General features: G+C 69.9%; 16 protein-coding genes. 6 read left to right on the plus strand and 10 right to left on the minus strand.

Annotation, left to right across the window (positions count from 1 at the left end):
* Positions 1 to 92 precede the first annotated feature (92 nt).
* From LQ757_RS14960 to LQ757_RS14970, 3 genes are read right to left on the minus strand one after another with little or no spacing between them, the layout of a single operon-like run.
* A complete protein-coding gene (locus tag LQ757_RS14960; protein WP_231048040.1) occupies positions 93 to 1,469 on the minus strand; it encodes an MFS transporter in 1,377 nt (458 codons plus the stop codon).
* The gene (locus LQ757_RS14965) at positions 1,462 to 2,250 is read right to left on the minus strand and encodes a M15 family metallopeptidase (protein WP_231048041.1); all 789 of its coding nucleotides are present in this window, start codon (positions 2,248 to 2,250) and stop codon (positions 1,462 to 1,464) included. The genes LQ757_RS14960 and LQ757_RS14965 overlap by 8 nt, the downstream gene beginning before the upstream one ends.
* Positions 2,247 to 2,978 (minus strand): amidase domain-containing protein, encoded by a 732-nt coding sequence (locus tag LQ757_RS14970; protein ID WP_231048042.1) that lies wholly within the window; start codon positions 2,976 to 2,978, stop codon positions 2,247 to 2,249. The genes LQ757_RS14965 and LQ757_RS14970 overlap by 4 nt, the downstream gene beginning before the upstream one ends.
* Before the next feature lie 215 nt (positions 2,979 to 3,193).
* Between LQ757_RS14970 and LQ757_RS14975 the strand changes: the two genes are divergently transcribed.
* The 5 genes from LQ757_RS14975 (at position 3,194) to LQ757_RS14995 (ending at position 9,154) form a co-directional block, all read left to right on the plus strand.
* Complete coding sequence (locus LQ757_RS14975) at positions 3,194 to 4,501, plus strand: ABC transporter substrate-binding protein (RefSeq protein ID WP_231048043.1); 1,308 nt, start codon at positions 3,194 to 3,196, stop codon at positions 4,499 to 4,501.
* A gap of 127 nt (positions 4,502 to 4,628) precedes the next feature.
* Positions 4,629 to 5,669 (plus strand): carbohydrate ABC transporter permease, encoded by a 1,041-nt coding sequence (locus tag LQ757_RS14980; RefSeq protein WP_231048044.1) that lies wholly within the window; start codon positions 4,629 to 4,631, stop codon positions 5,667 to 5,669.
* Complete coding sequence (locus tag LQ757_RS14985) at positions 5,666 to 6,622, plus strand: carbohydrate ABC transporter permease (protein WP_231048045.1); 957 nt, start codon at positions 5,666 to 5,668, stop codon at positions 6,620 to 6,622. The genes LQ757_RS14980 and LQ757_RS14985 overlap by 4 nt, the downstream gene beginning before the upstream one ends.
* Positions 6,619 to 8,094: a GH1 family beta-glucosidase gene (locus LQ757_RS14990; protein ID WP_231048046.1), complete on the plus strand. Its 1,476-nt coding sequence runs from the start codon at positions 6,619 to 6,621 to the stop codon at positions 8,092 to 8,094. Before LQ757_RS14985 ends, LQ757_RS14990 begins: the two co-directional genes overlap by 4 nt.
* 40 nt (positions 8,095 to 8,134) lie before the next feature.
* Positions 8,135 to 9,154 (plus strand): LacI family DNA-binding transcriptional regulator, encoded by a 1,020-nt coding sequence (locus LQ757_RS14995; protein ID WP_231048047.1) that lies wholly within the window; start codon positions 8,135 to 8,137, stop codon positions 9,152 to 9,154.
* Between the two features lie 167 nt (positions 9,155 to 9,321).
* Here LQ757_RS14995 and LQ757_RS15000 read toward each other — a convergent pair whose 3' ends face one another.
* From LQ757_RS15000 to LQ757_RS15010, 3 genes are all read right to left on the minus strand, one after another.
* Positions 9,322 to 11,277, minus strand: coding sequence for a discoidin domain-containing protein (locus LQ757_RS15000; protein WP_231048048.1), 1,956 nt, complete (start codon positions 11,275 to 11,277; stop codon positions 9,322 to 9,324).
* Between the two features lie 98 nt (positions 11,278 to 11,375).
* The gene (locus LQ757_RS15005; protein WP_231048049.1) at positions 11,376 to 12,305 is read right to left on the minus strand and encodes an LLM class F420-dependent oxidoreductase; all 930 of its coding nucleotides are present in this window, start codon (positions 12,303 to 12,305) and stop codon (positions 11,376 to 11,378) included.
* 191 nt (positions 12,306 to 12,496) lie between these two features.
* The gene (locus LQ757_RS15010) at positions 12,497 to 12,694 is read right to left on the minus strand and encodes a CsbD family protein (protein WP_231048050.1); all 198 of its coding nucleotides are present in this window, start codon (positions 12,692 to 12,694) and stop codon (positions 12,497 to 12,499) included.
* A 221-nt stretch (positions 12,695 to 12,915) separates the two neighbouring features.
* Between LQ757_RS15010 and LQ757_RS15015 the strand changes: the two genes are divergently transcribed.
* The gene (locus tag LQ757_RS15015; protein WP_231048051.1) at positions 12,916 to 13,923 is read left to right on the plus strand and encodes an acyltransferase family protein; all 1,008 of its coding nucleotides are present in this window, start codon (positions 12,916 to 12,918) and stop codon (positions 13,921 to 13,923) included.
* On the opposite strand, the gene LQ757_RS15020 is transcribed toward LQ757_RS15015, so the two are convergent.
* From LQ757_RS15020 to LQ757_RS15035, 4 genes are all read right to left on the minus strand, one after another.
* Positions 13,910 to 14,815, minus strand: a complete 906-nt coding sequence (locus tag LQ757_RS15020; RefSeq protein ID WP_231048052.1) for a DNA-methyltransferase — start codon at positions 14,813 to 14,815, stop codon at positions 13,910 to 13,912. The two genes, LQ757_RS15015 and LQ757_RS15020, sit on opposite strands and share 14 nt — an antisense overlap.
* Before the next feature lie 112 nt (positions 14,816 to 14,927).
* Entirely contained in the window at positions 14,928 to 15,245 is a 318-nt protein-coding gene (locus tag LQ757_RS15025; RefSeq protein ID WP_231048053.1) for a hypothetical protein, read from the minus strand.
* Between the two features lie 77 nt (positions 15,246 to 15,322).
* Positions 15,323 to 17,041, minus strand: coding sequence for an amidohydrolase (locus LQ757_RS15030; protein ID WP_231048054.1), 1,719 nt, complete (start codon positions 17,039 to 17,041; stop codon positions 15,323 to 15,325).
* Positions 17,038 to 18,465 carry an APC family permease gene (locus tag LQ757_RS15035; RefSeq protein ID WP_231048055.1) on the minus strand — a complete coding sequence of 476 codons (1,428 nt, stop codon included), beginning with the start codon at positions 18,463 to 18,465 and terminating at the stop codon, positions 17,038 to 17,040. The genes LQ757_RS15030 and LQ757_RS15035 overlap by 4 nt, the downstream gene beginning before the upstream one ends.
* Positions 18,466 to 18,533: the final 68 nt, after the last annotated feature.

An 18,533-nucleotide genomic window follows, 5' to 3' on the forward strand; every position in this document is an offset into this window, starting at 1 on the left:
TCCGATGTCGGCATTAAGGAGGACAGGCGATTCCACCACGCGATTTTGTGAGGAACCCTCTCACTGACTGGGAACCGGGTGTGAACGCGCTCTCACGCCTGCGATGCCGACGCAGCCGCCTCCGTCGCCCGGCCCGCCCTCCGCGCCCGCAGCCCCGCGATCACGAGCGGCACGAGCACGAGCACCGCCACCATGTTGACGCCCGCGAACCCACCGAGGCCGAGCACGACACCCGACAGGGCTGCGGATGCCGCGGCCGCGAGATTCATCGCCGCGTCGGTCGCACCCTGCAACGGCACCCGGATACTCGCATCGACCGAGTGGTTGAGCATCGTCGATCCGCCGATGAGGCCGCACGACCAGCCGAGCCCGAGCAGGCCGAGCGCGAGCGGGATCAGGAGCACGTCATCGGCGGGCATAAGGATTCCGATCAGCGCTGCGGTGAGCAGGAAGCCGATGCCGAGCACGATCACGCGCGCCGAGCCGACGCGGTCGGCGAGCCAGCCGACGATGGGACTCGCCCCGTACATACCGAGGATGTGGATGCTGATGACGACGCCGACGAGTGACAGCGACAGCCCGTGCGCGGTCATGTGCACCGGCGTCATGACCATGACCCCGACCATGACGGTGTGCGCGCAGACGATCGCGAGCACCGCGAACAGCGCCCGGGGCTCGCGCACGGCGATGCGCAGGGCCGCCCAGGCGCCGACGCTGCGACGTGATGCGGGCGGGGCTGGTCTCGATACCCGTCCTCCTTCGTCGGACGCCACTCGACCGACGGGTTCCGGGTCGGCAGCGTCAGCCCCGGCGACGCGTTCCGGGTCGGCAGGGTCGGCCTCGGCGACGGGTGCGGTGTCGGACTCGAGCACGCCGGCTTTCGGCAGCCGCAGCAGCGCGGCGACGAGCAGCGACGAGAGGGCGAACACCGCCCCCGACAGCAGGAACGGCCCGACGAGCGGCGGCAACCCGAGCGCCGCCCCGAACTCGGCGCCGGCCTCGGACAGCAGCGGGCCCGCGACCGAGCCGAGCGTCGTCGCCCAGAGCACGAGCGACATGTACCGCGCCTCGAACCCCGGCGCCGCGACCTCGGTCGCCGCGAACCGCGCCTGCAGGCCGGCCGCCGCACCCGCCCCGAAGGCGGCGAGGCCGAGGAAGACGAGCACGACCCAGCCGCTCGCGGCCGCGACGACGATGAGCACCGCACCCGCGAACGCGCACGCGTATCCCGTGGCGAGCGAGACGTGACGCCCGGCGCGCACGGCGAGCCGAGCGAGCGGGATCGCCGCGAGCGCTGCGCCGAGCACGCTCGCAGACTGCGCCAGCCCGGCGAGGGCGACGACACCGGTGAGCTCGTCGACGAGCAACGCGGCGACCGCGATGCCCGACGCGACGCCGATGCCGGCCAGGAGCTGGTTGACGATGAGAATCGTCAGCGAAAGCCCGCGCCGGGGAATCCGCTCATTCATACGACGGTGCCGCCGGCAGGCCGAAGAACTCTTCCATGGTCGAGATGCCCTTCTCGCGCATCTCGGTCGCGAGCGGCACGCCGACGTAGCGGAAGTGCCACGGCTCGTACTCGTAGCCGGTGATCGCGGTCTTGTCGGCCGGGTAGCGCAGGATGAACCCGAACCGGTAGGCGTTGTCGCGCAGCCAGATGCCCTCAGGGAGCTCGCCGAAGCACGTCTCGATGGCGCACTCCCCCGTCGACGGGCCGATGTCCATCGTGAGCCCGGTCTGGTGCTCGCTGAAGCCCGGCCGGGCGGTCAGCAGGTCGTCGCCGTCGTAGATGTTCTCTTGCGCACCGTACGACCGGAACGCGCTGTTGGATGCGAGGTAGAGGTCGGCCTCGTTCGCCGCAGCTTCGAACATCGCGACGACCGCGTCGGATGCCTCTTGACGCATATACGGCTCGAAGGTGTAGTCGACCGGTACGAACACGAGGTCTTCGGGCTCGAAGTCCTGCGGGTTCATCGGCCGGAGCTTGTTGACGACGACCCAGATGCTCATCGGGTCGTCGAGCGAGTGCGCCGTGCGATCGAACGTGTCGACGGTCGCGGGCGGGGCAGCCTGGGCAGGCGCGGGGCGCGGTGTCTCGGTGGGCGCCTGAGTGGCGGATGCACCCGCGCCCCCGTTCGCCCCGGCCGAGACGGCGCCGACCACGACGACGGCGACGGCGAGGAGCACGGCGATGAGCGCGAGCGCCACCGTCATGCGTCTGCGCTGGACGGCGGGGCTTGGCTGCGTCACTGCTCGAGACTCCAGTAGTAGGCGGTGCCACCCGGGTGATCGACCGTGATCGCCGTGTCGACGTCGCGGTAGTCGGAGTCGAGCGTGTGGCCGGCGAAATAGATCTTAGTGCCGGCGGCGGTCCGCTCGATCTTGGTCACGATGCCGGTGTGGTCGCGGTCGCCCGAGTTGTCCCAGTCGAACTGGGCGATGTCGCCGACCTCGACCTCGTCGCGCTGCGTGTCGTCGAGCGGCGTGGCGAGGTCGGGCCGCGTCGCGAGCCAGTCGCGCATCGCGGTCGAGCTCCGCCAGGTGTCGCTCGCCTTGTAGACGTCGACGGGGTCGTTGTACCACTCGTCGTCCTGCTCCCAGCCGCGGGCGATGAGGGTCTGGCTGGCGAAGTTGACGCAGTCGGTGATGCCGAGCACGCCGTACTCGGGGTTGTAGTCCTTCCAGTACTTCAGGGCGTAGTCGATCTGGGCCTGCACCTGCGGAGTGAGCGCCGGCTCGACGGCGACGGCCGTCGGCTCGGGCGCCGCCGTCGGCATCGGCCGCTCGATCACGTCGGCGGTTTCGGTCACGGCAGCAGGATCGGCGCCGTCGGCGTCGGGACCGCTGGTGTCGGCAGACGTGACCGCGCCGATCACGACGACCGCGATCGCGATGAGGGCCGCACTGATCGCGAGTGCGATCGTCATGCGGCGTCGACGCGACCCCTCGGACGGCTGGGGCGGTGGAGCATCTGACACGCAGGGCAGTGTAGGGCGGATGCCTCGGCGCGGGCTGGGAGGGACATCCGAAGGCCGTCGCGATCACGTAATCCACGCATCGTGAGAGCGCTCTCTTGACAGGAGACGTGTCCAGTGCATAGTGTCTCCTCTCGAATCGTGAGAGCGCTCTCACGCACTAAGAGAGCGCTCTCGCAAAGCGACGCATTCCCGTCCACGCACACAAAGGAGTGACCGTGAAGCTCTCACGCCACACACGGATCGCCGCGGCCGTCGCCGGCGCGGCATCGATCGCCCTGCTCGCGTCCGCCTGTTCCACAGGCGGCGGCGACGAGGGCTCGACCGGCGACGAACCCGTCACGCTGACCGTCACCACGTTCGGCACCTTCGGCTACGAGGACCTGTACGAGGAGTACATGGAGGAGAACCCGAACGTCACCATCGAGGCGACGAACATCGACACCGGCGGCAACGCCCGCACCGACGCCTTCACGAAGATCGCCGCAGGCTCGGGCCTCAGCGACATCGTCGCGATCGAAGAGGGCTGGCTCGGCGCCATCATGGACGTCAGCGACACCTTCGTCGATCTCCGCGACTACGGCATCGAGGACCGCAAGGGCGACTGGGTCGACTGGAAGTACGAGCAGGCGACTGACGCCGACGGCCGCGTCATCGGCTACGGCACCGACATCGGCCCGACCGGCATCTGCTACAACGGTCCCGCGTTCGCGGCGGCCGGCCTGCCGACCGACCGCGAAGAGGTCGCCGCGCTCCTCGAGGGCGACTGGGAGCACTATTTCGAGGTCGGCAAGCAGTACGTCGACACGACCGGCAAGGCCTGGTTCGACCAGCCCGGCTTCGTCTGGAACTCGATCGTGAACCAGATGCCCGAGGGCTACTACACGGCCGACGGCGAGCTGAACGTCGAGGACAACGCCGAGCTCAAGGCGAACTTCGACCTGCTCGCGAGCGCCATCGGCAACGGCCTCTCGGCGCAGCAGGCGCAGTGGGACTGGAACGGCGGCAAATCGTTCGTCGACGGCACCTTCGCAACCGCGGTCTGCCCGGGCTGGATGCTCGGCGTCGTGCAGGGCAGCGCCGAGGCCGGCGGCGCCGACCCCTCGACCGGCTGGGACTTCGCCGACGTCTTCCCCGGTGGCCCGGGCAACTGGGGCGGCGCATGGCTCTCGATTCCCGAGACCTCTGAGCACAAGGAGGAGGCAGCCAAGCTCGCCGACTGGCTCACCCAGCCCGAGCAGCAGGTGAAGCAGTCCGCCGCCGCAGGCAACTTCCCCTCGACCGTCGAGGCTCAGGAGACCCTCGCCTCCGAGGCGAAGCCGAACGAGTTCTTCAACGACGCTCCGACCGGCGCGATCCTCGCGGCCCGCGCCGAGGGCGTCGTCGCCCAGTTCAAGGGCGCCGACGACTCGGTGATCCAGGAGAACGTCTTCGGCCCGCCGCTGCAGGCCCTCGACCGCGGTGAGGTCGACGCCACCATCGCCTGGGACCAGGCGATCGAGCTGCTGCACGAGCTCGTCGGCTGAGCCGAGCGTGCCTTCGCCGGTCGAGTAGCGAGCGCCAGCGAGCGTATCGAGACCCGGTGACCCGGTCTCGGGTCTCGATACGTCGCTCCGCTCCTACTCGACCGGCGGTTCCAGAGAGGACTTCCACATGACCACCACGCTCCGCCCCCCGCGGACCGACGAGGCGCAGGCGCTCCCGGCTCCGCGCGCCGACCCCGATCGTCCGAGCCTGCGGCAGCGGCTCTCGCGCTTCGATCTCAAGGCCTCGCCGTACCTCTACGTCGCGCCATTCTTCGTACTCTTCGCCCTCGTCGGGCTCTTCCCCCTCGGCTACACGCTCGTCGTGTCGATGCACGAGTGGGACCTGCTGAAGGGCCAGGGCCCCTTCGTCGGATTCGACAACTTCGTCGAGATCCTCGGCGACGCGATGTTCTGGAACTCGATCTTCAACACGGTCAGCATCTTCCTGCTGTCGTCGATTCCGCAGCTCACCGTCGCGATCATCTGCGCCTACCTGCTCGACCAGGGCCTGCGGGCACCGACGCTTTGGCGCATGGGCGTGCTGCTGCCGTTCGTCGTGACGCCCGTCGCCGTCGCCCTCATCTTCTCGAGCATCTTCAACGAAGCCGACGGACTCGCGAACAACCTGCTGAACCTCATCGGCATCCCCGACCAGGAGTGGAAGCACGATACCTTCCTGTCCCACTTCGCGATCGCGACGATGGTGAACTTCCGCTGGACCGGCTACAACGCCCTCATCCTGCTCGCCGCGATGCAGGCCGTGCCGCGCGACCTCTACGAGTCCGCCGCGATCGACGGCGCCGGCAGCGTGCGCCGATTCTTCTCGATCACGATCCCCTCGATCCGGCCGACGCTCATCTTCGTCATCATCACCGCCACGATCGGCGGCCTGCAGATCTTCGCCGAGCCGCGCCTCTTCGATGTGTCGACCGCGGGCGGCATCGGCGGCAGCGACCGCCAATTCCAGACGACCGTGCTGTTCATGTGGGAGCTCGCGTTCTTCCGCCGCGATTTCGGAGAGGCCGCAGCGGTCGCATGGCTGCTCTTCCTCCTGATCGTCGGCTTCGGCATCGTCAACTTCCTCCTCTCGCGCCGCATCGCGACATCCGACCGCCCCGTGACGCGCCGACAGCGCCGCGCCCTCGCGAAGCAGGGAGAGAGCCGATGAGCACCGCCATTCCCGAACCGCTGCCCGCCGTGCAGGTCGACGTCGCACCCGAGCAGCCCCGCCGCCCCGAGGGCGCCTCCCCATCGGGACGCGGCGCCCGACGCGACCGTCGCCGCGGCCGCTCGGGCACCGCCGGCATCGGCAGCCGCCCCGGCTTCCTCACCTACGGGCTGCTCGCCGCGTTCATCATCGGCAGCGCCTACCCGCTGTGGTGGTCGTTCGTGGTCGGCTCGGGCACCAATGCGACGCGTGGCGAGACCCTGCCGCTGCTGCCCGGCGGCAACTTCCTCTCGAATGCGGCGAAGGTGCTCGACGCGATCCCGTTCTGGCTCGCGCTCGGCAACTCGATCCTCGTCTCGACGATCATCACCGTGTCGGTCGTGACGTTCTCGACGCTCGCCGGCTACGCGTTCGCCAAGCTCCGCTTCCGCGGGCGCGAGGGCCTCATGGTCTTCGTCGTCGCCACGATGGCGATCCCGACCCAGCTCGGCATCATCCCACTGTTCATGGTGATGAAGGAGCTCGGCTGGACGGGCACGATCGGGGCGGTCATCGTGCCGACGCTCGTCACCGCGTTCGGCGTGTTCTTCATGCGCCAGTACCTCGTCGACGTCATCCCCGACGAGCTCATCGAGGCGGCGCGCATGGACGGCGCGAACCAGTTCCGCACGTTCCTCACCGTGGGGCTTCCCGCCGCGCGGCCGGCCATGGCGATCCTCGGCCTGTTCACCTTCATGAGCGCGTGGACCGATTACCTCTGGCCACTCATCGTGCTCTCCCCCACCAACCCGACGCTGCAGACCGCCCTCAGCCAGCTGCAGTCGGGCTACTACGTCGACTACTCGATCGTGCTCACCGGCGCGGTCCTCGCGACCATCCCGCTGCTCGTGCTCTTCGTGATCGCGGGCAAGCAGCTCATCTCGGGAATCATGCAAGGAGCAGTGAAGGGTTGAACACGAACCACGCCACGCCCGACCGGCACTGGCCCGCGGACTTCATCTGGGGGTCGGCCACCGCCGCCGCCCAGATCGAGGGCGCCGCCCACGAGGGCGGCAAGGAGGACTCGATCTGGGACGCGTTCGCCCGGCTCCCCGGCGCCGTCGCAGGCGGTGACACCCCTGAACGCGCGGTCGACCACTACCACCGCATGCCCGAGGACGTCGCCCTCATGAAGCGCCTGGGGCTCGACTCGTACCGGTTCTCGACGAGCTGGGCGCGCGTCGTGCCGGGCGGGCGCTCCGTGAACCGCGAGGGCCTCGACTTCTACTCGCGACTCGTCGACGAACTGCTCGGCGCCGGAATCCTGCCATGGCTCACGCTCTACCACTGGGACCTGCCGCAGGCGCTCCAGGAACGCGGCGGATGGACCAACCGCGACACCGCGCACCGCTTCGCGGACTACGCCGAAGTCGTCTACGGTGCGCTCGGCGACCGCGTCAGCCACTGGACGACGTTCAACGAGCCGCTCTGCTCGTCGCTCATCGGCTACGTCGGCGGCGAGCACGCGCCCGGCCTCACCGACCCCGACGCAGGACTCGCGGCTGTGCACCACCAGCACCTCGCACACGGTCTGGCCGTGCAGCGACTGCGTGGGCTCGCGACAGCGTCGTCCGGATCTGGCTCGGGGCGGGACATCCGGCTCGGAATCACGCTGAATCTCACCAACACGGTCCCGAACGATCCCTCGGACCCCGCCGACCTCGAGGCGGCCCGCCGCATCGACGCGATGTGGAACCGCATGTTCCTCGAGCCGCTGCTGCTCGGCGCGTACCCCGCCGACCTGCTCGACGACGTTCGCGACTACGGACTCGCCGCGCGCATCCAGGACGGCGATCTCGAGCAGATCGCCCAGCCCATCGACTTCCTCGGCGTGAACCACTATCACGACGACAACGTGTCGGGACATCCGCTTCCCGAGGGGTCGCGTCCATCGCTGAAGCCGACGGCGAAGCCCGGACGCTCCCCCTTCGCCGGAAGCGAGTACGTCACGATGCCGTCGCGCGGGCTGCCGCGCACCGCGATGGACTGGGAGGTGCATCCCGAGGGGCTGCGCACCCTGCTCGTGCGACTCGGTCGCGAGTATCCCGACCTGCCGCCCCTCTACGTGACCGAGAACGGCGCCGCCTACGACGGCGACGTGGTCGCCGACGACGGCGCCGTGCCCGACCCGGAGCGCACGCAGTACATCCTCGACCACGTCGACGCGGTCGGGCGGGCCATCGACGACGGTGCCGACGTGCGCGGCTACTTCGTCTGGTCGCTGCTCGACAACTTCGAATGGGCCTGGGGATACGAGAAGCGGTTCGGCATCGTGCACGTCGATTACGAGACGCTGGCACGCACCCCGAAGGACAGCGCGCTCGCATACGCCGAACTCATCGCCGAGGCGAAGACGCGGGTCGCCGCGGCGACTATCGTGGGGTGAGAAGACGACGAACGTGTCGGCGGCCGACGGGGGGTGCACGATGACGGCGAAGACCGACCCCGATGCCGCACCGACACTCGAGATGGTCGCCGCGAAGGCCGGGGTCTCGCGGGCGACCGTGTCGCGCGTCGTCAACGGGTCGCCGAAGGTGAGCCCCGAGATCACGACGGCCGTGCGCGAGGCCATCGAGGCGCTCAACTACGTGCCGAACCGGGCCGCGCGCTCGCTCGCGAGCAGGCGCACCCAGGCGATCGCCCTCGTCGTGCCCGAGTCGACCGCGCGCGTGTTCAACGACCCGTTCTTCGCGACCCTCGTGCAGGGCGTGGGTCTCGCCCTCGCCGACACCGAGTACACGATGTCGATGCTCATCGAGAGCGAGGCGGCGTTCGGCAAGACCCGGCGGTACCTGCTCGGCGGCAACGTCGACGGGGCACTCGTCGTCTCGCACCACACCGGCGACCACTCCTACGCCAACGTCAGCCGGGCGCTGCCCGTGGTGTTCGGCGGGCGCCCCCTCGACCCGGGCGAGCAGGTCAACCACACGGTCGACGTCGACAACGCGCACGGCGCGTCGCTCGCGGCGCAGCACCTCATCGATCGCGGGCGAACGCGCATCGCGACGATCGCCGGCCCGCAGGACATGCCTCCGGGCGTCGACCGCCTGCGCGGCTTCGTCGACACGCTCGTCGCCGCGGGGCTGCCCGCCGACGCCATCGAGTACGGCGACTTCACCCCCGCGTCGGGCGCCATCGCCATGCGGCGACTGCTCGAGCGCGACCCGACGATCGACGCCGTGTTCGCCGCGAACGACCAGATGGCGATGGGAGCGTACTCGGCGATCGCCGAGTCGGGCCGCACGATTCCCGGCGATGTCGCCGTCGTCGGGTTCGACGACGACCGCTACGCCGCGACGGCCGTGCCCCCGCTGACGACGGTGCACCAGCCGTCGCTCGAGATGGGCGCCGAGATGGCGCGTGTGCTGGTGCGGCTCATCGACGGCGAGACCGTGCAGCCCGCGACGATCCTGCCGACGAGCCTCGTGGTGCGCGAGTCGGCGTAGGGCGCCGAGCGTTTCCGTTTACGCCGAGCGTTCCTGCGCGGATGGCGACGGTCGGCATGAACGGAAACACTCGGTGCCACCGCGAGCTCACGGCCGCGGCGGTCGACGCCCGCACTCCCGTGAGGCCATGGCCGGTGGGAGTGCGGGCGTCGCGGAGCGGGATTCCGTCAGCGGACACCCTCGACGTCGAGCTCGGCGACCGACGCGAACCGCGAACCGTCGAGCGCGTCGAGCGCCACAAGCCGGACGTAGCGGATCTCGGTGGCGTCGAACGCGACGCGCTGCGGAGCCGTGCCGGCCGCGAACCGACCCGACGCGAGCGGCTCGCCCCAGGTCACGCCGTCGGTGCTGCCGTACACCTCATACGAACCGATCCGGCCGTTCGTGCCGTTCTGCCGCGGCGTGTAGTGCAGCGCACGCACCTCGTGCACGCCACCGAGGTCGACCGTGAGGTCGTGCGGGTGCGCCGGCTGCGGCTGGGTGGACCAGGCCGAGTGCCAGTGCGTTCGGAGGTTGCCGTCGATCGCCTGCGCTGCGCCCTCGCCCGAGGTCGGGTTCTGGCTCGACGCGGTCGCCGTCATCGCGGCCTTGTCGAGCAGGTCGACCGTCACGGTGAACGACTCCTCGGTCGCAGTGCCGATCGAGGTGAGGCGCGCGGTCACGTCGTAGGTTCCGGCGGTCGTGCCCGCCGGCACCGTGATCCGCGCGAGGGCGTGAACCGTCACGCCGGAGCGGAGTTCGGGGAGCGTGACGCCTTCGAGCACCCAGCCCTCGGGCAGGTCGAGCGTGAGCTCGGCCTTCGGGTGCGCGCGACCCGACTGGTTGGTGATCGTGACCGGCACCTCGACCGTGGAGCCGCTGCCGGTGGCGACATCCGCGATCTCCATCGGCGCCGCCAGGCCCTCGAGCCAGGCGAGGTTGAACTCGGCGAACCGGATGCCGCCATTGCCGCTCTCGGGCTCGTACAGCAGGCCGATGTTGCCGTTCGGCAGCGTCGCGAGCGTCGAGTAGGCCATGCCGCCCGGCTGGAACACCTTGGCCACGGGCCAGGTCTCGCCGTCGTCGAAGCTCATCCGTACCACGCCGTTGGCGCGCTGCGTCGAGGAGCCGGCGTTCGAGAACAACAGCACCTTCGCCCGGTCGGAGCCCTGCTCCGCGTTCGGGAAGGCGCGCAGGATCGCCGCGTTGTTCGTCGGGTCGGGCAGCTCCCGGTCGATGACCACCTCGCCGTAGGTCACCCCGCCGTCCTCTGAGATGGCGACCTTGCGGAAGCCCGAGCGCTGGGAGTCGCGCGAGTTGAGCATGACACGGCCGTCGGAGAGCTCGACGGTCTTGTTCTCGTCCATGCCGATGCCGACGGGCTCGCCCACCTGCCAGGTCTCGCCGTGGTCGTCGGAGTAGACCGAGACGGCTTGGAAGGCGCCGCCGAGGTCGTTGTTGATGATGGTGAACTGCTGGATGAGCCGGCCGGCGTGCTCGCCGTACTTGAGCTGGATGCCCTGTCCGGAGGCGGCGAAGCGCGAGCGCCAGTCGAGGTCGGCGGTGACGTCGGCGGTGATGACCTCGTGTTCCCACGTGCGGCCGTCGTCCTCGGAGACGCTGACCTCGGCGTGGATGACGTTGCGGGCCTCGGGATCCACGCCGGGCTGCGAGTTGCCGAAGCCGCGGTCGAAGGACTTCACGTGGAAGTTGAAGATGTCGCCGGTGTGCCGGTCGACGATGTAGCTCGGGTCGGAGTAGCCCTCGATGGGCGCCGCGACCTTGCCCTCGTGGATGAACGTCTGCTCCTCCCAGGTGGCACCGTTGTCGGTCGAGCGCCGCTGGAGGATCGAGTTCGGCCCGGGCGAGTCCGCCGCTGTGGGCCGGCCGTCGTAGGAGGCGAGGATGTCGCCGTCGTTCGTCACGGTCAGCGCGGGGATGCGGTAGTTCGGGAGGCCCTCGCCGTTGGTCGCGAGTTGCTGCTCGGCGTAGAAGGGCGTGCCCGCCTGCGGGGGCTTGGCGTCGAAGTCCGGCGCCGGCGCGGTATCGGCGTGCGCGGCCATCGGCACGGCTCCGACCAGGCCCACGGCCACCACCAGGGAGGCAGCGCCGACTCGGCGTTGCGGGGAACGGATGAAAGACATGCATGTCCTTTCGCTCATGGCGGCAACCTTGCCGCACCCCCCGAGCGTAGGACGTCCGATGTCCGATGTGCAACCGGACAGCGATCCGTCATGCTCCGCTACCGGACGTGCGGGACGACCTCGCTCGCGACGAACTCGAGCAGGTCGAGGTCGTCGAAGTCGAGCACCTGCAGGTAGACCGCCTCGACCCCGAGCTCGGCGAGGCCGGCGATGCGGTCGACGACCTCCTGCGCGGTGCCGCCGACGCCGGTGCGGCGCAGCTCGTTCGGATCGTGCCCGATGTGCTCGGCACGTCGTCGGTACTCGGCCTCCGTCGCGCCGGCGGCCGTCGTGAGTGCGGCCGAATAGACGAGCGAACCCGGGTCGCGGCCCACCGACTCGGCCGCCGCACGCACTCGCCCGAACCCCTCCGCGATCACCTCGTTCGAGCGGAACGGCACGTTGTACTCGTGCGCGTAGCGGGCCGCCAAGGCCGGGGTTCGCGCCGGGCCCGCGCCGCCGACGATCACCGGGATCGGCCGCTGAACGGGCTTGGGCAGCGCCGGCGCCTCCTCGAGCGTGTAGTGCGACCCCGCGAACGAGAAGCGCTCGCCGGCGGGCGTGGCCCAGAGCCCGGTGACGATCTCGAACTGCTCCTCGAGCAGGCCGAACCGCTTCTCGGGGAACGGGATGCCGTACGCCGAGTGCTCGGCGGCGAACCACCCGGTTCCGAGTCCGAACTCGATTCGGCCGCCGCTCATCGCGTCGACCTGCGCGACCTGGATCGCGAGCAGTCCCGGGTGCCGGAACGTGACGCTCGTCACGAGCGTGCCGAGACGGATCGTCGAGGTCTCGCGCGCGATCGCGCCGAGCGTGACCCACGCATCGGTCGGGCCGGGCAGCCCGTCGCCGCCCATGCCGCGCATCGCGAGGAAGTGGTCGCTGCGGAACCAGCCGTCGAACCCGAGCCGCTCGGCGGCCTGCGCCATCGCGAGCTGCTGCTCGAAGCCCGCACCCTGCTGCGGCTCGGTGAAGATGCGGAATCTCAATCGTGGCTCCTTGGGGACGGGGTGCGGGGTCTCGATACGCTCGCTGCGCTCGCTACTCGACCGACGGGTGACGTCACTCGAAGTCAACGCCCGCGACATCCGTGAATCTTCCCCCTCCACCGGATCGCCTGCCCGCGCACGAACGAGGGGCGAGCATGTCGCGCCCACCCCTCGATTCCGCCCTGCTCGACTCAGTTGTCGCTGAAGGCGTCCTTCACCTTCTTGCCGACGTCCTTCGCCTCGTCGCCGGCCTGCTTGAGGTCGGCCTTCGTCTCTTCGGCGTGGCCCTCGGCCTCGAGCCGTTCGTCACCGGTCGCCTTGCCGACGCCCTGCTTGACCTTGCCCACCGCCTCTTCAGCCTGGTGCTTCGCCTTGTCTCCCACGCCCATCGCGCTCATCCTCCAACGTCGCGTTCGGCGCCGGTTCGACGCCGTCAATCAACGCTCGCACCCCGCCGGCCTTGCCTCAAGGGATTGACACAGCACGGATGAGCATGCCCGCCGACATCGTGAATGCGCCGTCCCGACGTGGACGCAGCGGGATCATAACGCCGCAGGTTCACCCGCGGTACCCCGTGCGGCATCAGGGCACGACGCCTATTCTGTGACCCGTGGTCAAGCACGTCCTGCACCGCGACGCATCGATCGACGCGCTCCGGATCGTCGCGATCGTGGCGATCGTCGTCGGCCACGTCTGGTTCGAACCGCCCGTGCGGCTCGCCACGTACACCTGGCATGTGCCGATCTTCTTCGTGCTGAGCGGCTACCTCGCGTCGAGCCTCGCGTTCGGCGAACTCGCGTGGCGCCGCGGGCAGTCCCTGCTGCTGCCCTACCTCGCATGGCTCGTGATCATCGCCGCGATCCTCGTCGGATTCGACGACCCGCTCCGGCTCCTCGCCGGCGGTGCGCAGCTGCCACGGGAGCTCAACGCCTTCTGGTTCGTGACCGCGTTCTTCGTCGCGATCGTCGCTGCGGCCGCGATCGAACGGCTCCGGCTCGGATGGCAGTGGCTGATCGCCGCGGGGTTGCTCACCGCGGGATACCTCACCAGCGAGGTCATCGCGTTGGTACCGCTCGACGCCGGCGTCGGACTCGCGTGCGTGGTGTTCGTCGTCGCCGGTCGCACGCTGCGTGACATGCAATCCCGCATCGGTCACCCGACGACGACGGGCGCAGCCATGCTGGCAGTCTCGGCAGCGCTCATCTTGTCCGGGGCATCCGGCCCTCTCGACCTGAAGCACGGCGACTTCGGCACCCCCGTCGTGAGCGTCGTCACCGCGATGCTCATCTCAGGCGGGCTCATCCTCGTGGTCGGGGAACTGCTGGCGGGCATCGATGGGCGAGCGGGCGAGTTCATCTCGCGGCTCTCGCTCTGCGGCTTCATGGTCGTGCTCACCCACTCGGCGGTGCTGTTCGTCATGCGCGAGGCGGGCGTGAACGAATGGGCGTCGTTCGGCGTCGCCCTCGTCGGCCCGTGGCTCGTCGCCATGCTGCTGCTGTTCACGCCGCTCTCGCTCGTCCTGTGCGGGGTGCCGCGCCGAGCGGTCAAACCGCGTGCCGCTGAGAAACCGGTACCCCACCACGTCGGCCCCCCTCGGCACTCGTTCAGCTCTGACTGACACCGTCGTCGAACACGACGCCCGCGACATCCGTGAACCGGCCCTTCATGACCGCGATCGCCTCGGGATTCTCATCGACGAGCACGAACCGCCGGCCGAGTGTCGCGGCGACCGCGCCGGTCGTGCCGCTGCCGGCGAAGAAGTCGAGCACCCAGTCGCCCTCGCGGGTCGAGGCCTGCACGATGCGCCGCAGGATGCCCTCGGGCTTCTGCGTCGGGTAGCCGGTCTTCTCACGGCCCGTCGGCGAGACGATCGTGTGCCACCACACGTCGGTGGGCAGCTTGCCGAGCTCGGCCTTCTCGGGTGTCACGAGCCCGGGCGCCATGTAGGGCTCGCGGTCGACGGCGGTCGAGTCGAACCAGTACGTCGACGGGTTCTTCACGTACACGAGGATCGTGTCGTGCTTCGTCGGCCACTTGCGCTTGGCCTTGGCACCGTAGTCGTACGCCCAGATCAGCTCGTTGAGGAAGCACTCGCGGCCGAACAACGCGTCGAGCAGCACTTTCGCGTAGTGCGCTTCGCGGTAGTCGAGGTGCAGGTAGAGCGTGCCATCGTCGGCGAGCAACCGCCACGCCTCGGCGAGCCGCGGCTCCAGGAACGCCCAGTAGTCGTCGAACCGGTCGTCATAGCGCAGCAGATCGCCGCGGATGCGTTCGTACCGCTTGCCGGCGAACCCCGTGATGGCGGATGACCCGGGCCGCGAGTCATCCGCAACGGGTCGGTCGCTCGCCGCCTCGGGCAGCCGCACGTGCCTCATCGACTGGCGCGCCTGCGACCTGCCCGTGTTGAACGGCGGGTCGAGGTAGACGAGGGTGAAGCGCCCGTCGGGCAGGGTGGGCAGCACCGCGAGGTTGTCCGCGTGGATGATGCGGTTCGGCTCGTCGGACGACATCGCCCCATTCTTCCCCACCCGGCGGTCGAGTAGGCGCGCCAGCGCCGTATCGAGACCCTCGACGGATCTTGGTCTCGATACGCTCCTTCGTCGCTACTCGACCGGCGGGTGGTCAGACGTCGAGCCGGATCGAGCCCTTGAAACGATCAGCGCGCGCCGGGGCATCGGCCGTCTCGTCGTCGGCGAAGGCGATGCCCTTGTCGCCGTCGCCCGGCACCGGCGCCGGGGTCGGAAGCCGGCTCTGTCGGTCGAGCTCGACCTGCGCCTCGTGCTTGCGGGGCGCGAAGACCTCGTCGCCGATCATCAGGACGCCGCCACCGCCGCCGCCGCGCTTGGTCTTGTCGGAGAGGTCGATCCAGCCCCGCCGCACCGCGACCCACCCGAAGGCGAGCACGGCGGCGGCGATCAGGAGCCACATCCACCAGTCCACCCGGCGATTGTACAGAGAATCGCTGAGCATTCCGCGCGTTCCGATCCTGGCTGGGCCACCGCGACACGCGCCTGAGTTCAATGCACGTGCACGTGCGCGTCGGCGGCACCGCCGGCGACGGCGACCGGGTCGTCGATCGCGCGGGCCCCCAGCGGATCGGCGACCCCGCCCGCCGAGTGCACGATGCGTCCGCCGACAACGGTGAGCTCGGCGTGGGCGTCGAGCAGCGCGGCGGGCTCGTGCTCGTGCGCGTAGAGGTCGCTCGACCACACCGCGAGATCGGCCAGCATGCCGGGCGCGATGCGACCGCGATCGCCCTCGGCGTGCCAGGCTCGCGCGCCGTGCACGGTGTACGCCTCCAGTGAGCGATCGAGGCCGACGCGCTCGCCCGCGGTCCACCCCTGCGATCCGTCGAGTCCGGCCCGGGTGGCAGCCGAGTAGAGCCCGACGAGCGGGTCCATCTCGCCGACCTGCCAGTCGCTCGAGAACGCGACCGTCGCGCCCGACTCGAGCAGGCTTCGGTACCGCCACGCACGATCCCAGCGCTCCTCGCCCACGTTCTCCATCCAGGTCCCGGCGACGAGGTCGGGTGAGCAATGCCTCGGCTGCATGGCCGCGGTCACCCCGAGTTCTCGGAATCGCGGCAGGTCGTCGGGGTGCAGGCACTCGACGTGCACGATGCCGTGCCGCCGGTCATGCGTGCCGTTCGCCCGCGCCGCCTGCTCGATCGCGTCGAGCGCGAGCCGGATGCCCCCGTCACCCGTGGCATGCGTGTGGGTCTGGAACCCCATGCGATCGAGTTCGCCGATCACGCCGACGAGCTCACCACCCGGGTAGCTCGGCCGGCCGCGGACGCCGGGGCGGTTCGCATAGTCCTCGAGCATGAGGGCGGTGTGCGGTTCGATCACGTCGTCGGCATAGAGCTTGACCGGACCGAGCCGAAGAAGCCCGGCGGTGTCGGCCCGGGCCGTCGCCTCATCGACCGCCTGACGCAGCTGCGAACGGAACGCCGCGTCGGCCCCCACCGGATGGAACAGCGCGGCGATGACCCGCGAGGTGAGCACGCCCTCGGCGAGCGCACGATCGAAGAGCGGCACCTCCGCGAGCGGGACCTGCGGTTCGACGACGGTCGTGATGCCGAGCGAGCTCGCCATCCGCATGCTCGACACGAGCTTGCGATAGCGCCGATCGGGCGAGTACATCGGGATGTCCCGCTGCAGCGCCGCGAGTCCGGCCTGCGTCATCGCGCTCGTGTAGAAGTCGGTGACCCAGCCGGTCGGCTCGCCGGTCGCCGGGTCGCGCTCGGGTCGGCCCCACGCGATGTCCCCTCCCCCGGCGATGCCGAGCACCCTGAGCGCCGCCCGGTTCAGCCACACCGAGTGCTGGTCGTACGTCGTGACGAAGACGGGCCGGTCGGTGAGCCCGTCGAGGTCGGCGGCGTTCGGCCGGCGGCCCTCGACGACCGAGTAGACCGCGTTCTCGGCGCACACCCATTCGAGTTCGGGACGACGGGCCGCGAAGTCGCCGATCCGGCGACGCACCTCGGCGAGCGTGTGCGCCCCCTCGAGGCTGACCGCGTCCTCGTCGAAGCCGAGCAGCAAGTGGTTGTGGCTGTCGATGATCCCGGGCGTCACGAGCCGGCCGCCCGCCTCGATGCGGGAGCGCGCGGTCGGGGCATCCGCCGCCGCGCCGACGAACGCGATGCGGTCGCCGACGACGCCGACCGCCTCGGCCCACGGCTGGGCGGGGTCGAAGGTGCGGACGCGGGCACCCGTGATGAGCGTGTCGAGCATCATGCGGTGAACTCCTCGTCGTCATCGCCGTCGATGAGATGCAATGCACCAGGCCTGCGGCGCAGGAGGAGCGCGTAGTAGACGAACCCGGCCGCGACGATGCCGAACGCGATGCCGAGGCTCAGCCACTGCGCGGGGTCGAGGATCCCGATCACGAAGATCGTGATGATCGCGATGAGCGCGACCGCCGGGGGTGCAGGCCAGAGCGGCATGCGGTAGCCGGCCACGGACGACCGGTCGGTCGTGCGACGGACCACGAGGGCGGCGAGCGCGATGAACCCGTAGCTGAATGCGAGCGTCGACCCGGTGGCGTTCAGCAGCACATCGAACGGGATGAAGCATGCGGCGAGCGCGACGACGCCCATCACGATCGTCGCGACGACCGGCATCCTCGTCGTCGGCGACACGCGCGCGAGCGGCCTCGCGACCGCCGCGGGAAGGGCCTCGTCGCGAGCGGCCGCGAACAGCAGCCGTCCCGACTGCAGGGCGATCGCGATGATGGCGTTGATGATCGCGAGGGCGATGGCGACGAGCACGAAGGTCGTGACCGTGTCGCCCGCCAGTTCGCCCAGGAACGTCTCGACGGGCAATGCCGCGGCGAAGAGGCCCTCGAGCGAGGTGGTGCCGAGCAGCACGGCGGTCAGCGGCACGAGTTCGGCGATGACAGTGATGATCGCGCTCCAGAGCACAGCGCGGGCGATGGCGCGCCTGGCGTTCTTCGTCTCCTCGGCGAAGTAGACTGCGCCGCCGTAGCCGTTGTACGAGAAGATGCCCTGGGTCACGGCGAGCACGAGCCCGGCGATGCCGAGCGGTGCGAGCTCGCCGGTGGCGAAGTCGAGGGCCTGCGGGTCGAGCAGGTCGGTGAGGGGACGCTCGACGTGCACGAAGCCGAGCACGGCGAGCAGGGCGAGCGCAGCCATCTCGACGAACAGGAACGCCCCCGTCACCCAGGCGTTGGTGCGGATGTTGAAGCACGCGGTCACCGTGGCGAGCACGATCACGATGAGGGCGGTGGCGAGCGGATCGAGGCCGGCGATCGCGACTCCGAGGTAGTCGGCGACGCCGAGGGCGAAGATCGCGATGATCAGGGGCAGGCTCACGAGGCCGATGAAGAACACGGCGGCACCAGCGGCAGGGCCGAGCACGCGGCTCACGAGCGAGTAGTCGCCGCCGGCGATCGGATGCCGCGACGCGAGCTCGGCGTAACAGAAGGCGATGAGGATGCTGATCACGCCCGCGAGCAGGAAGCCCCAGAACACGCCCGTGCCGTAGCCGGCGAGCGCGGCGCCGCCCAGGATGAAGACGCTCGAGGCGGGCGAGATGCCCGAGAGCGTGATGAGCACGTTGCCGCCGACGCCGAGCGAGCGCGAGAGCTGCCCGCCGTGCGTCGTGGTCGCCGCGGTGTCGAGTGCAGGGGGTTGGGACATCGTCGTTCTCTCTTCGTCGGGGATGCGATGCGAGCTTCCGGGCATTCTTTGACAGCAGTGTCGAAGAA

Origin of the sequence: Agromyces cavernae (assembly GCF_021044935.1) — a bacterium.
GTDB lineage: Bacteria > Actinomycetota > Actinomycetes > Actinomycetales > Microbacteriaceae > Agromyces > Agromyces cavernae.